13 protein-coding genes, 3 pseudogenes and 1 riboswitch are annotated in these 13854 nt (G+C 37.5%); of the genes and pseudogenes, 13 read left to right on the top strand and 3 right to left on the bottom strand.

What is annotated here, in order from left to right; genetic code table 11:
- Window positions 1-124: 124 nt before the first annotated feature.
- From N9I19_RS04025 to N9I19_RS25430, 5 genes and pseudogenes are all read left to right on the top strand, one after another.
- Window positions 125-316, top strand: a complete 192-nt coding sequence (locus tag N9I19_RS04025; protein WP_061463718.1) for a YolD-like family protein — start codon at window positions 125-127, stop codon at window positions 314-316.
- 596 nt (window positions 317-912) lie between these two features.
- Window positions 913-2514, top strand: coding sequence for a DcuS/MalK family sensor histidine kinase (gene dcuS / locus N9I19_RS04020; protein WP_317777039.1), 1602 nt, complete (start codon window positions 913-915; stop codon window positions 2512-2514).
- The gene (locus N9I19_RS04015; protein ID WP_089363443.1) at window positions 2511-3218 is read left to right on the top strand and encodes a response regulator; all 708 of its coding nucleotides are present in this window, start codon (window positions 2511-2513) and stop codon (window positions 3216-3218) included. Before dcuS ends, N9I19_RS04015 begins: the two co-directional genes overlap by 4 nt.
- A 180-nt stretch (window positions 3219-3398) precedes the next feature.
- Window positions 3399-3494 (top strand): annotated as a pseudogene (locus N9I19_RS04010) (DinB family protein); the annotation flags it as partial.
- A gap of 192 nt (window positions 3495-3686) precedes the next feature.
- Window positions 3687-3868: pseudogene (locus N9I19_RS25430) on the top strand (IS110 family transposase); the annotation flags it as partial.
- Between the two features lie 266 nt (window positions 3869-4134).
- Here the strand turns inward: N9I19_RS25430 and N9I19_RS04000 are convergent.
- Complete coding sequence (locus tag N9I19_RS04000; protein WP_284472039.1) at window positions 4135-5568, bottom strand: DHA2 family efflux MFS transporter permease subunit; 1434 nt, start codon at window positions 5566-5568, stop codon at window positions 4135-4137.
- A gap of 290 nt (window positions 5569-5858) precedes the next feature.
- Here N9I19_RS04000 and N9I19_RS03995 point away from each other — a divergent pair, with 290 nt between their 5' ends.
- The 4 genes from N9I19_RS03995 to N9I19_RS03980 all read left to right on the top strand — a co-directional run bounded on the left by N9I19_RS03995 (window position 5859) and on the right by N9I19_RS03980 (window position 8860).
- Window positions 5859-6455, top strand: a complete 597-nt coding sequence (locus N9I19_RS03995; RefSeq protein ID WP_089363489.1) for a TetR/AcrR family transcriptional regulator — start codon at window positions 5859-5861, stop codon at window positions 6453-6455.
- Between the two features lie 135 nt (window positions 6456-6590).
- Window positions 6591-6767, top strand: a complete 177-nt coding sequence (locus N9I19_RS03990; protein ID WP_317777038.1) for a hypothetical protein — start codon at window positions 6591-6593, stop codon at window positions 6765-6767.
- Between the two features lie 361 nt (window positions 6768-7128).
- Window positions 7129-7752 carry a fumarylacetoacetate hydrolase family protein gene (locus tag N9I19_RS03985; RefSeq protein ID WP_284470415.1) on the top strand — a complete coding sequence of 208 codons (624 nt, stop codon included), beginning with the start codon at window positions 7129-7131 and terminating at the stop codon, window positions 7750-7752.
- 523 nt (window positions 7753-8275) lie between these two features.
- On the top strand, window positions 8276-8860 hold the full coding sequence (locus N9I19_RS03980; protein ID WP_317777037.1) for an NAD(P)H-dependent oxidoreductase: 585 nt from the start codon (window positions 8276-8278) through the stop codon (window positions 8858-8860).
- A 438-nt stretch (window positions 8861-9298) separates the two neighbouring features.
- On the opposite strand, the gene N9I19_RS03975 is transcribed toward N9I19_RS03980, so the two are convergent.
- Window positions 9299-9784: a peptidoglycan-binding domain-containing protein gene (locus tag N9I19_RS03975; RefSeq protein WP_317777036.1), complete on the bottom strand. Its 486-nt coding sequence runs from the start codon at window positions 9782-9784 to the stop codon at window positions 9299-9301.
- Window positions 9785-9975: 191 nt separating this feature from the next.
- On the opposite strand from N9I19_RS03975, the pseudogene N9I19_RS03970 reads away from it, so the two are divergent.
- Window positions 9976-10298: pseudogene (locus N9I19_RS03970) on the top strand (amino acid permease); the annotation flags it as partial.
- A 79-nt stretch (window positions 10299-10377) separates the two neighbouring features.
- Here N9I19_RS03970 and N9I19_RS03965 read toward each other — a convergent pair.
- On the bottom strand, window positions 10378-10734 hold the full coding sequence (locus N9I19_RS03965; protein ID WP_371748431.1) for a Na-translocating system protein MpsC family protein: 357 nt from the start codon (window positions 10732-10734) through the stop codon (window positions 10378-10380).
- A gap of 243 nt (window positions 10735-10977) precedes the next feature.
- Window positions 10978-11119: riboswitch (cyclic di-AMP (ydaO/yuaA leader) on the top strand.
- A 391-nt stretch (window positions 11120-11510) separates the two neighbouring features.
- Between N9I19_RS03965 and N9I19_RS03960 the strand changes: the two genes are divergently transcribed.
- From N9I19_RS03960 to kdpA, 3 genes are all read left to right on the top strand, one after another.
- Window positions 11511-11879 (top strand): hypothetical protein, encoded by a 369-nt coding sequence (locus N9I19_RS03960; RefSeq protein ID WP_317777035.1) that lies wholly within the window; start codon window positions 11511-11513, stop codon window positions 11877-11879.
- 191 nt (window positions 11880-12070) lie between these two features.
- Window positions 12071-12145, top strand: a complete 75-nt coding sequence (locus N9I19_RS25160; RefSeq protein ID WP_081109011.1) for a potassium-transporting ATPase subunit F — start codon at window positions 12071-12073, stop codon at window positions 12143-12145.
- Window positions 12146-12170: 25 nt separating this feature from the next.
- Complete coding sequence (gene kdpA, locus N9I19_RS03955) at window positions 12171-13844, top strand: potassium-transporting ATPase subunit KdpA (RefSeq protein ID WP_317777034.1); 1674 nt, start codon at window positions 12171-12173, stop codon at window positions 13842-13844.
- Window positions 13845-13854 lie beyond the last annotated feature (10 nt).

The following is a 13854-nucleotide window of genomic DNA, read 5'->3' as shown; positions in this document are numbered from 1 at the left end:
ATAAAAAGTAAAAAGACTTAATCCAAACCCTAAAGCGGATGCCCTTCTCGTCGTCTTTTATACCTAGTCAATCATTTTAGTATATTTTTTCATATAAACCACTAGTAAGAAAGGAGAGAAGTAAATGTTCTTAAAAGAATTATCAAAAAATTGCTTAATGACCATTACCTATTATCAGAATGAATCGTTACAAATATGTAAGGGCCGTATTTGTAACCTTGATTTACATCAACAAACCCTGTCTTTAAAAGTTGAACAGCAAAAGGTTCTGACCATTCGTTTATCCGGTATTAAGGAAATTCATGAATCGCTTTAATTCTGGTTCGAATTTTAAAGCTTGGAAATGAAATTGTTTGATTCTTTTAGAATCATTAACTAAGCAACCAACTCAATAATCCCCAAATGGTAAAAAGGGGATTGAAAAAGTCGATTTAAGTAAAAGGAGGCAAATCATCTGCCGTATGTAGATGATTCGCCTCTTTTTATTTTTAGTTATAGGCTCTTTTCGTAAAGATTGTTGTTTTTAAAACGAAACTATTTAAGGTTGATTGGAGCGGAAGTGCGAGACTCCTGCGGGAGCAGCGGGACAGGTGAGACCCCACAGGCGTTTACGCCGAGGAGGCTCACCGCCCGCCCCGCGGAAAGCGAGCATCTGGAGGGGAAATCAACCACAACTCACTACCTGATAAATAGCAACAAAGTATGTGAAAACAGCCTAGTTATAAGACTTATAAATCTTTAGGTTTTACCACTTTTGTATTATTTTGCTGGTGGGTATACTAATATGATTGAAGCTATAGGCCAATTAGGGATGGCTAACAAAAAAATATTCAGGATTATGAAAATGCTGGTAAATGACAGCTTGCAAAGGGATACAGTGCCATGGGTTCTAAGAGAGTGGGGAGAGAAATTATGAAAGGAAGAAAATGGAGCCTACAAGCGACAATAACGATATTGGTTTGTAGTGTAGTAGCTCTTTCATTGCTCGTGACTGATTTATTAATCAGTAGAACAATAGCGGCGAGCATAGAAAAGGATCAGGAAGAAAAAGCAACCAATGTGGCGCGTATGGTAGCACATTCACAACTTGTAACGGAAACTTTGGGTAAGCAAGAAAAGGAAAGTTCTATTCAAGAGTTTGCAGAGGAAACCCGCCGTCTTACTAATGTACAATTTGTTGTGGTGATGGATATGAATAAAATCCGTAAGTCGCATCCCGATCCTGCCAAGATAGGAAAGCAATTCGTCGGCGGGGATGAGACGATTGCCTTACATGGAAAAGAACATATTTCTGTATCAAAGGGCACTTTAGGGACATCCCTTCGTTCCTTTACACCAATTTTCGACCGTAAGGGTAAGCAGCTAGGTGTTGTAGCGGTAGGTATTTCCTTAAATGACGTTCAAAAAGCAGTAAGTCAAGGTCGAAAAAATACCTATACGGGAACCTTATTTGGAATAGCAGCGGGTATTTTAGGTGCTATACTATTGGCAAGGTATGTCAGGAGAATTCTTTTTGGTCTGGAGCCCTTTGCTATAGCTAAGTTATTTCAAGAGCGAGATGCTATCTTGCAATCAGTAAGGGAGGGAATTATAGCCGTTGACCAGGAGTCCCGGATTACACTGGTAAACAAAACGGCTTTACGTTTATTCAATAAGGCAGGGTTAACTCAAGACCCGTTGGGAATGAAACTGGAAGAATACTTGTCGAACTCAAGACTGTGCTGGATATTGGAGACCGGGAAAACAGAGTTAGACGAAGAGATGGTTTTAAACGGTATCACTTTGGTGGTAAACCGTGTGCCGATCTTTTTAAATGACAAGATAGTGGGAGCAGTTTCGACATTCCGTGATAAAACAGAAATTCAACAACTGGCTGAACAATTGACTGGGGTACGTTCGTATGCAGAGGCGCTCCGTGCTCAATCTCATGAGTTTATGAATAAGCTGCATGTTATTTTAGGAATGTCACATATGGGTTATCATGATCAACTGTTAAATTATATAAAGGAATTGGTAAATCATCGAAACAATGAAATTGATGCTATAACCAGAAATATAAAAGATCCTGTCCTGGCAGGATTTCTGATAGGAAAATTAAGTCATGCACGTGAAGCCGATGCGGAGTTAAATATAACGAGTGAACGTCAAGTGCCTGAGCCGCTTAATTCTTATATGTCCCACGAGCTAATTACAATATTGGGGAATTTAATCGACAATGCTCTAGAATCACTAACAAGCTGTCCGCGTAAGCAAATAGAAGTACATTTTGATTACGGAGATGATATTTTAACAATCGAAGTAAAGGACACCGGAGTCGGGATGGAAAAGGGAACGCAAGATTATATGTTCGATAGAGGATTTTCTACTAAGGGAAAAGAAAGGGGATTAGGACTTTTTTTAGTCAGTCAAAGCCTGGAAAGGCTTGGTGGAGATTTAGAAATCTCCTCTAAGCCATCTCAAGGAACGAGATTTGTTGTTTATATACCATATGATTGCAAGGGTGATACAGAATGATACGTGTGCTCATCGTAGAGGACGATCCGATGGTAGCGGAGTTTAACAAACGCTATCTGGAGCAAGTAGAAGGATTTCAGCTAGTATCTGTTGTTTCTTCTGTAAATGAAGCTTTAAACCTATTGGAGAAACAGACAATCGATTTAATTTTACTAGATATTTTTATACCTGGGATGAATGGATTGGATTTGTTGTTGCTTATAAGGGAAACAGGGATGAAAGCAGATGTAATTTTTATTACAGCTGCTTCGGATATGAATAGGATTCAAACAGCACTGCGGTACGGAGCAGTTGATTACTTAATTAAGCCCTTTGAATTTGACCGATTTAATGAAGCTTTATCAGCCTATCGAGAGAAATTCATGTTTATGAAAAATCAGCATGTATTAAGTCAAAAGGAGTTAGATCGGCAAATCCTTCACAAGAATCCTAGAGTAATGGCAGAAGAACTGCCGAAAGGATTGACACAAGGTACGTTACAAATAATATGGGAAACAGCACAAAGCATGGGTGGGTCTCCGTTTTCAACTGAAGAGATCGCAGGCCGTGTCGGCATCTCAAGGGTATCGGTAAGAAAGTATTTAAAATTTTTGAGTGACATGGATGCTCTTTATGTTCAAGTTCATTATGGAACCATAGGGAGACCGATTTACCAATATAAGTATAATGAAGCAAAAGAAAATATAATTAAAAAATTCCTTTAAGCGGTCAATATTGGCCGCTTACTTTTTTTAGTTAACATTGGGATATTTTGATATAGTAGGGTACCAAATGGACTCATTTAATATACGGGAATCAGGGGTTAAGAATCGGTGGACCGTGAAAGACAGAATAACCGAATCCAAAAGGTGCTTGAAGGTGCAAATATCAAATTAGGCTCTGTCGTAGCATTGCAAGGTCAGTATCATCGAGGACAGATTAACTCACGACTTCGAGCAGATGGTTTTGAACCTGTTAATATTGACTTTATTCTTTTGTGAGATAGATGTATTCGGGGTAGCCTTGTTAAATATTAGTTTATGATATATGCGTCTATGTTCCCCTAACAGGTACGTTCGTATTATAAGATCGGCCATAACAAGCGAAGCTATGACACTACATGGAGTACTTGGGCTGCTGGTTAATTAGTAGCGGAGAAAAAATAATGAATTCAGGTAGTTGGTCTGGATGTGGATTTAGAACCTCATAAGATTAGAGGAAATCAGTTTTTAGACCTTCGGAATTTGACAAGACAACAGGAAATCGTAATAAATATGTATGTGGAAGCTAAACTTCAGTTTCATCCCACTTTAGATCAAGTGTTTCCTGAATATCGGAAAGTTTTTGCGATCTATATTCAAGGGCTTCTTTATTGATATAAAAGTACTTCTTTATCCATACTATTCCTCCTTCAAAATTGATACATACTTTATAAATAATCATGCTTATAGCAAATCAACTTTTATATTCAATACATGGAAACAACTATAGACATGGTGTCTGCTCAGTTCTAGGTGATTAAATCACATAGCTAATCCCATACTACCAATGAATATTTAGAACAGATTCACTACAAGCATGATCACTAATAAATTGTTCGGAATTCTTTATTTTTCATTCAGTGATTGACATTATGATTTCTTAAGTCTCTTTGATCATAACTTTTTGTATTTTAGCACCAGAATCTTCCTCAGAGACTTGCCCCACACGTTTTATAAAAAACGAAAGAATTAATCCAATTAGTCCAATTCCGATAATTACAACATAAGCATCATTAATGCCCTGAATGGTGGCTTCTGTTATCATATGTTTTTGACTTGCCATATTTCCGCCAGTGGACATCATTTCCTTAAAATGTGTTTCGGTGCGGTTCGTCATTACTGTTACAAGAAGGGAAGTACCAACTGCGCCTGCTACTTGCCTAATGGTATTGGATATTGCTGTACCATGAGCAGTCAAGCTTGAAGGCAATTGATTTAAACCTGCTGTTTGAATAGGCATAAGCATCAGCGCCATTCCAATTCGACGGCCCGTAGACATGAGAACTAAATAGGTATAGCTAGTTGAATCTGTCAAATCAATAAAGCCGATAGTTGTAATAATCGTAATTATTAACCCAATTATGGACAGCCATTTTGCACCATATCGATCAAACAGCCTACCTGTAATAGGCATTAAGAATCCCATCACAAGCGCACCGGGGAGAAGTAACAATCCGGATTCTAAAGCTGTGTAGCCGCGTGCACTTTGCAAGTACAGTGGAAGCAACATCATATCTGCATACATAACCATGGTAACCGCAATGTTGATAATGGTTGTAAGGGAGAACATATTGTACTTGAAGGCCCGCAGATCCAACAGGGGATTCTGAGAAGTTAACTGCCTCCGGGTAAAAAGTCCAAGTGCTGAGACTCCTACGGCAATAGATACAAGCACTTCACTGCTGGACCAGCCTTCACTGCCGGCTCGGCTGAAGCCATATAACAGAGTGCCAAACCCTATAGTAGAAAGGATTACACTTATAATGTCCATCTTGGTGATAACTTGTTCCGAGACGTTCTTCAGGTAAATAAAGCCGAAGATAATCACCAAAAGGGTAAACGGAATCATGCCGTAGAACATTAATTCCCATTCATAGTTTTCCAGGATATATCCTGCTAGAGTAGGACCGATGGCAGGCGCAAAAATGATCGCAAAGCCTACCATTCCCATGGCTGCACCTCTTTTATTGGGAGGATAGATTGTGAAAATGACATTCGTAAGTAGTGGCATAATAATGCCAGCTCCCGCTGCCTGAATCATGCGCCCAGTCAAAAGAACCGGAAAGGTTGTTGCTACAGCAGATACTATCGTACCTGCAAGAAAGATTAGCATCGAAGCTAGAAAAAGCTGGCGGGTGGTGAACCTTCGCATGAAATACGCTGTGATTGGAATTAGAATACCATTCACTAGCAAATAGCCAGTTGTCAGCCATTGTGCAGTTGCCGCCGAAATATTAAAATCAACCATTAGTTCTGGGGTTGCAACGCTCATGATTGTCTGATTTAGCGTGGCTAGAAAAGCCCCCAAAATCATAATGAACAAGATAGGTCCTTTTTTAATCGACCTACTAGTTGTATTGATACCTTTACTCAACCTACAAACTTCCTTTCTATTTCTCACTAGATTTATTTTACAATGTGTAAGATAATTAACACTGCATAAAACAGATTATAGTTAGGAATTCCCGTTCTTACAATTTACAATAAAATGCAAAATGTAAATTAGTTTACACTAAACCTAATTGTGTTGTTTATTTGGGGAATATAGTACATTACCTAAAGAAATTGTATATTTTAATACCAAGAGAAAGGAAAAGTAAAATGATGGATAATTACAAGGGTCATACAGATCCCCGAATTCTTCGTACGCGGCTTTTAATAAAAGAGGCTTTTATTGATTTGCTGCAGGAAATGGATATTGAGAGAATGTCTGTTAGCCGCATAGCGGAGCGCGCTACAATTAGCCGTGTTACGTTTTACCTCCATTATCGGGATATACCCGATATGTTAGAAAAAATGGCTGATGATATGATTGAAGATATTCAGCCCGCTGTGAACAGTCAGCCTGTGAACGAGGGTGCTGCCGACGATACGGATTTTGTAATGCTGGTGCGGATGCTTGATCATATTGCTAAACATGCTAAATTTTATAAAGTGATATTAGGTTCGAAGAGGGTACCTATCTTTACTGAACGCTTGTTAAATATGCTAACTGAAATAATAACTGCAAGGTTAGAGGTTTTGGGAAATGATTCTTACTTTTATAAAGCAGGAATTCAAAAGGATATAGCAATTTGGCACGGATCTTCAGCATTGATAGGCACTATCGTTTCTTGGCTGCGAAACGACATGCCGTATACACCGCATTTTCTCGCAAAACAGCACTTCTTGCTCTACCATTTTCAAGATAAAAATTCTTAATTCGTTATAATTAGAATTCCTGGTATTTGTGGGCGATAAGAAAAGTCGTTCTTTTTAACGAAACAAGGTATGTAAAACAAATAATTTTTGGAAGATCTTCTTTACTGAATTTTTTCCAATATCGTGAGTTGGGGTATGATTTCCTGGATGCCTTCTTATTTGGTAAGTAAAGGGTTAGACTTGTTGTCAGTAAGTGCCTTGATGTCCATTCCATATCTCGCTTCCTTTCTTATGTTTAATGTGAACGGCTGGATTTTAGATAAATATATGACGGGAAGAGAAAATACCTGGAGCAGGATCCATATCATCTGACTCGAACTGCAACAATGTGGCAGGGAATGCATTGGCTACATGTTGAACAAGAGGAATAACAAGCTCTTAAGACTTTGAGCAGGCTTCCCCCTATGGGGAGTCTGCTTCATTTTAAATATATGCTTCGCTTCTACTGAGAAACCCATGGCCTTTACTTTTTGTAAATCCTAGCAAACTGTAACATAATTGATAAAACGAATTATGTTATTCAATATGGTCTTCTTTATTAGTTAGGACGGTTGTATTAAAAGTCAGAAAAATATAAAATGTATTTAAGATTATTAGAGTATGTACCTGTTACTATCGAATCATTCCACTTTTTAGCATGAAATTACATTTAAAGAAAAGAGTGAGTTTAGTAATGAAAGACATTAAAAATATCTATTGTGTAGGTCGAAACTACGCTTTACATGCAAAAGAATTAAATAATGAAATCCCAACTTCCCCTTTTTTATTTTCAAAACCAACTCATTCACTTGCAGAAGCCAATGGCCAGTTAATTACGTTGCCAAGTAATCAGGGTTCCATTCACTATGAAACAGAACTTGTCATACATATCGCAAAGCAGTTCCAAACAGGAATGAAAGTAGATGAAATAGTTGATGCTATGGCCATTGGGTTGGATTTAACACTTAGAGATGTTCAAGCACAGTTAAAGCAAAAACAGCATCCTTGGCTTTTGGCTAAAGGATTTAAAAATTCAGCTGTTGTTAGTGATTTTATTCCATTTCAGGGTGTCGAAGCATGTGAACAATTAGATTTTTCTCTTTTAAAAAATGGAGAGCGTGTACAAGTCGGAAATATTAAAGACTTACTTTTTGATTTGCAAACGATAATCGAGTTTACAGCAGAGCATTTTGGGCTTGGAAAAGGAGATATTATTTTTACCGGAACTCCAAGTGGCGTCGGTCCTCTTTCAGATCAAGACAAGCTTTCACTAAACTGGGGAGGAAATGAAATTGGATCCTGTTCAGTCACACTATAACCATAAAGAAGAGCAGTCATTTTTGACTGTTTTTTTATTTAGTCCCCAGATGTCATTGCAACTAAAAGGCAGGAGAGAGTAGCTAATAAATTAGGTAATATCAGTACTGGGAGAATTAAATAAGGGAGCAATTGATGTAGAAAACCATTGGCTTTGTTGATAATAAGTCTAATATAGTAGTGAGGAATATAATTCACGTGATGGTATTCTAGTTCTAACGTCATTGGTCTGTTGTAATTATGTTTCCTGTATACAAAAATATCTGAAACAGTTTCTTCTGAATAGTCCATAAATCCTCTTTTTTTCATAAAGGCTCCCAGGCCTTTTATATTCCACGAACTCAATTTCCTTTGTTTGGATTGATAATAAAAACCATAATCAATGCATATCATTCTCAATGGTACTATTTTTTGTGACTATGTTATAAGAAAATGACTACTTTAAAAAAAATGTCTAACACTATAATATTAGGTAAAGTTTAATAATCTAATGAAAATTATTGAATACTTGGAGGATATTTAAAATGAAGCACCTAGTTGTTTATGCACATCCAAATCCTGAAAGCTTAAATCACTCTATTTTGGAAACAGCAGTTCATGCATTAAAGAAAAATGGTCACGAAGTTGTTGTCCGTGATTTATATGCACTTGATTTTCAACCTGTACTGAAACCAGAAGATACAGCAGCTATGAAAGCAGGAAATACTCCAAATGATATTAAAACGGAACAAGAATTTATTACGGAAGCAGATGTTATAACATTTATTTACCCTATATGGTGGACTGGTCTTCCAGCAATTCTTAAAGGGTATGTAGACCGAGTATTTGCATTTGGGTTTGCTTATTCTGCTGGAGAAGAAGGTGTAATTAAGTTATTAAAAGGTAAAAAGGGTCTTATTATCAATACACATGGAACGCCTAACGAGGTTTACGATAAGGTGGGTATGACAGCAGGCTTGAAAGTTACCTCCGACATTGGGATATTTGATTTCACTGGAATCGAACCTGTGGAACATTTACTATTCGGAAGTATTGGTTACCTTGATGAAGACTCATATAAAGGTATGTTAAAGAAAGTTGAAGATACAATTAATTCCCATTTCTCATGATCATATACAAATGTTGAAAAAAAGCCTGCTCACTACTGGGGAGTCTTGAAAGGTTTTGAATCAACCACAGGTGCTTTATTAAAAGAAATTGCAGAGGCAGCTATCTCTCTTTACAACAAAAGGGAAGCCCCCTCTTCAGAATGAGAAGAAGGGGCTTCCCTTTTGTGAAAAATTGATTCGTTAACCTTATGATCTCTTGTCTTAAGTAAAGGTTAATCTTATTTCCTTCAAATTAGGTTGGAGGAAAGCGCATAGTTCTGAATGAATAGAGCCGATGATTCTTTCGTAGGAATCATCGGCTTTTTACAATTAACCTGAAACTAATAGAAAGGAGAATTTTAAAAGAATTATCCCTCTCTCTTTCATAGACATCGCTTAGAAGCGGAGGACCTATCTTTTAGCCTCATTTAACTAATAAAGGGCCTCTTGCCTGAGTTTTTAATTCGCATACAGGCGATATTGGTCACTTAATGTATCTCCATTACCGTAAATATAGGCTTTTGAGCCTGATGTATAAGAAGAATCGTCGTACTTCCATTTGATTCTGAGACCCATGTACCCGCCTGCTCCATAGGTGTTCTCGCCATTCTTTTTAATATATTGCGAGAAACTGTCCCACGTCTTGGGGCCAACCACACCATCCACTTTCAGATGGTTTTCTTTTTGATATTTCTTTACACCCGCTTCGGTTTTCGGCCCAAAAATCCCATCAACGTCAACCACTGCTGAATCAGTATAAAAACCCATGACATTGAGGATATACTGCATATTTTTGACTTCCACCCCATGAGTGTCCTTCCGCAAAATCGAGTTTTTATCCCAGCTTTGCGGGTGGTGAAATCCTCCGGCAGATGCTGAAGCGGTGGAAAAAGATATCCCCAGGGCTATTGTTAATACTATCAAACAGGTAAGTAATTTCTTCAAAGCGCCATCTCCCTTTTTTTGTATATTCAATACACCTTACTAGTTCCCCTTAGATTTTTAATTCCCCTTCCGACAAATGTCCTGTTTATTTTGAAAATGCTAAACAATCATAGTCACCAGTAGGACCACAAAATTGGATAAGTTGTACGAACAATAGAGAAAATCCTTAAAGCTTAAAAAGAAGATGCTAGCTCTTAATCATTGTGTTCAAAGGAGAAACAGATCATCTGATACCTCTTTACGCTGTTGGAGTATTTATCCCTTTTCCCTTATCCCAAACAGGAATGATGCTTAAATGGGTTAGAGAAAAACCTAAAGGTTGGATTCCAAAACTAATTATTAATTCAATTGGCGGGTTAATTAACTTTATCATCACAATGATGTTCTTTTTTACTAAATTTCACAGGTTTTGTAGGTATTGGTATTTCTACCTATCATTATTTTAACCTTTCATCGAATTAGAAAGCACTATGAAGCTGTTGGCGATCTGTTGCGACCTACAACATGCGAGCCTTCTAACCTAAAATATATATAAAAATTTTATAAAAATGATAATTCATGTAACTTAAACAGTATTATTTGATGGTTTCTAATTACCTCTCTAAATCTTTATCCAGTATAAAAACTTCAATTCTTTCACCTGTTTTAGTGCTAATATCACTATGGGAAGAAAGAACTTTACATCCAGTATGATCTTCAACTATTTTTTCGTAATCCTTAGTGTACATTTCACGAAGAAGCGAGCGCATTTTTTTTACAAGTTTTTTGCCGGAATTGTGACTGACAAGATGCTTTTCTTCCACAGTCAGGACCCCTTTAAAACGAGTAATCAACATGTCATTAATTATATATGTTTTTGCTTCCTGTGGTCCTCTGCCTATCAGATCACGCTGGAACTTAATAAATGCTGCACTTATTTCTGCTTCAAGTTTCTTTTTTGGATTTAACATAATGCCTCCATTTTATCTCGGGAATTTATGGGATTTATCATAATGCCCAACCTTAGTTATTGTCAATGTAAGTTTACAAACCTATAAAAAAAATGTAATCACTAGAATTATTAAGTAAAGTTAGCTTTTGATGACTTATTCGGACTAAAATGACTTTATTTGATCGATTTTGAATTAATATCGTGATTTTATGAGGTTTACAAACATTTAATGATGAGCGTAGAATAATCCACATAAATAACAATTTGATATCGGCCAAATCTCAAGAAATTGAGAACGGAGGACCCACTATTTTTGGGGTTAATTCTGCATTTGCAGAAGGGATGAGATACTCTTTCGCCATCCTACCCGTCAGCTAACTTCGTCGGCTAAAGCGAAGGAGGTCATAAGACCACCTTAATTCAGGAGGCTTTTTTTGTTATGTTTGTAGCAAGATAGCAACCTGTCATTTCCGTAGGTCTTTTTATTATGCCTATAAACGAAAAGGTGTCTTGGAAGACAGATCGCACAGAGAGCTGTAAAGCTTGCTGGGTGATAAGTAGACCAATGAGTACTTTTTCTCCAATTTTATATGTTTGCTTTGCAATTAATCCAATAACCGATGCGTGAATCGTATTTATTAACGCGGGGATATGGATAGCTACTGCATGGCTGCATACATGGGGAAAGAGTAAGCATTGGTCTATTTTTTTATGTTATCAACTGGCAGGCTTCTCTTCCCCAGAAAGAATGCAGATTGAAAATTAATAAGAGAAAGTACTAATGGGGTGGATTGTATGGGAAAAGTGCTGCTTGTTGGAAAAGGAAAATTATTTATATCTGTAAAGGAAAGTATAGGGGCCACCCACACGGATACAAGTAATGTAGAAACTGTAGACTATGATGAAGAATGGTTTAAGCCTACAAGAAACCTGAAGGAATGTGATGGAAAAATGGTTCATAAATCAGAGCAGGATAACTGTGTTTATCTATTCCCTAATTCTCTGTTTGATGGAATTAATCTTGTGAGAATATTTTCAGAGTTCAAATCTTATAGGTTGTTTGTTGTCACTCATGATCATCAATATTCTAGTCTATATAAAAAATGGGAGCTGATTTTGTCATCTTCAGTAAACCAGAATGTTACAGCTATAACTGGCTGCTAACAAGTGGAACCTAGTTTCTTTAAGAAACTCAAAGGGGGTGAGTACATTTTAGTTTGAAATTTTTATAGTTTGGAAGGAGAGACGTCAATGGATCTTATATCAGTTTCACTTACAGCTTTTTCATTCTTAACATTTTTTGGATTTATCCATTTTTGTAACAAAGTTATAGAAGAAAAAGGAGAGTAGAAACGATGTTTTTATTATTTATTGTTGGAGCACTTTCGTTGTATTTAATTCATGCTTTAATTTACCCGGAAAAATATTAATAGCTACAAAACGGAGGAAATGCAAATGGATTTTTTACAAATCGGTCTGGTATTGGCACTCGTCATTATCCTGGCAATACCACTGGCGAAATATTTAGCTAATGTTTATTCCCTTGAAACAACAAAACAAGATCGGATGTTTGGATGGTTAGAAAGGGGCATTTATAAATTATCTGGTATTAATACCGGTGATATGAACTGGAAGCAATATGTAAAGGCACTACTATTGAGTAATTTAGTCATGTTTATTATTTCGTACATGATCATTCGATTTCAAGGAATTTTACCGGGTAACCCAAGTAAGATAGACAACATGGATCCATTATTGGCATTCAATACTGCTGTAAGCTTCCTTACCAATACCAATTTACAGCACTACAGCGGGGAATCGGGACTTTCTTATTTATCGCAAATGGTCGTCATCATATTTTTGATGTTCACGACACCAGCTACCGGTCTTTCGTTATGTATGGCTTTTTTCAGAGGCCTGACCGGGCAGTTCAGTATGGGGAATTTTTATGTGGATTTAATTCGTTCCATCACCCGGGTACTACTGCCGTTATCTATCTTAATCGGTCTTGTCCTAGTATCTCAAGGGGTTCCGCAAACCCTTGATCCTACGGCCATTGCAACTACATTGGAAGGTGCGAAGCAGAATATTGCACGTGGGCCAGTAGCTGCGTTAGAGTCTATTAAACATTTAGGGACAAATGGCGGTGGATTTTTTGGTGTCAACTCGGCACATCCCTTTGAGAATCCTAATGGTTTCACCAATATATTAGAGATTTTATCAATGTTTCTGATACCTGTTGCCCTTCCATTAACGTTTGGATATATGGCAAAAAACAAGAAACTAGGTTGGATTCTTTTTTCAGCAATGGGATTAATGTTCCTTGTGTTCTTAGGTGTTACTTATTTCAGCGAACAAAATGGAAATCCAGAATTGGAGACAATGGGGATTTCTCAAGAGAATGGAAGTATGGAAGGCAAGGAGGTGCGATTTGGAGTCGCACAGAGTGCCCTTTTTACAGCCGTTACGACAGCAGCTACAACAGGTACAGTCAATAATATGCATGATACTCTTACTCCACTTGGAGGATTAGTGCCATTGGCAGAGATGATGTTGAACTGTGTGTTTGGTGGTGATGGAGTAGGGACGGTCAATATCCTTATGTACGCAATAATGGCTGTATTCATTGCCGGGTTGATGGTTGGACGAACGCCGGAGTTTTTAGGTAAGAAAATTGAAGGCAGGGAAATGAAACTAATAGCCATTGCCATCCTTTTACATCCATTAATCATCTTAGTTCCGTCAGCCATTGCTTTAGCTACACAAATGGGCACATCGGCTATTTCTAATCCGGGTTTTCATGGGATTTCGCAGGTTGTTTATGAGTTTACCTCTTCAGCAGCTAATAATGGCTCCGGATTTGAAGGTTTAGGGGATAACACTCCATTTTGGAATATATCCACCGGCTTAGTCATGCTGTTTGGCCGTTACTTTTCTATGATTGCACTAATCGCTGTCGCAGGCTCTTTACTTACAAAGAAACGAGTTCCTGAGACGATTGGAACGTTTAAGACAGATAATAGCACTTTCCTGGTCATTCTCTTAGCAACGGTATTAGTTATTGGGGCTTTGACGTTCTTCCCAGTAATTGCACTCGGACCAGTAGCAGAATGGCTCACAATTAGATAATGAAGAAAAG

Source organism: Peribacillus sp. CSMR9 (assembly GCF_033141925.1).
GTDB classification, from domain to species: domain Bacteria; phylum Bacillota; class Bacilli; order Bacillales; family DSM-1321; genus Peribacillus; species Peribacillus simplex_A.
This window is presented reverse-complemented; position numbering and strand designations above follow the sequence as displayed.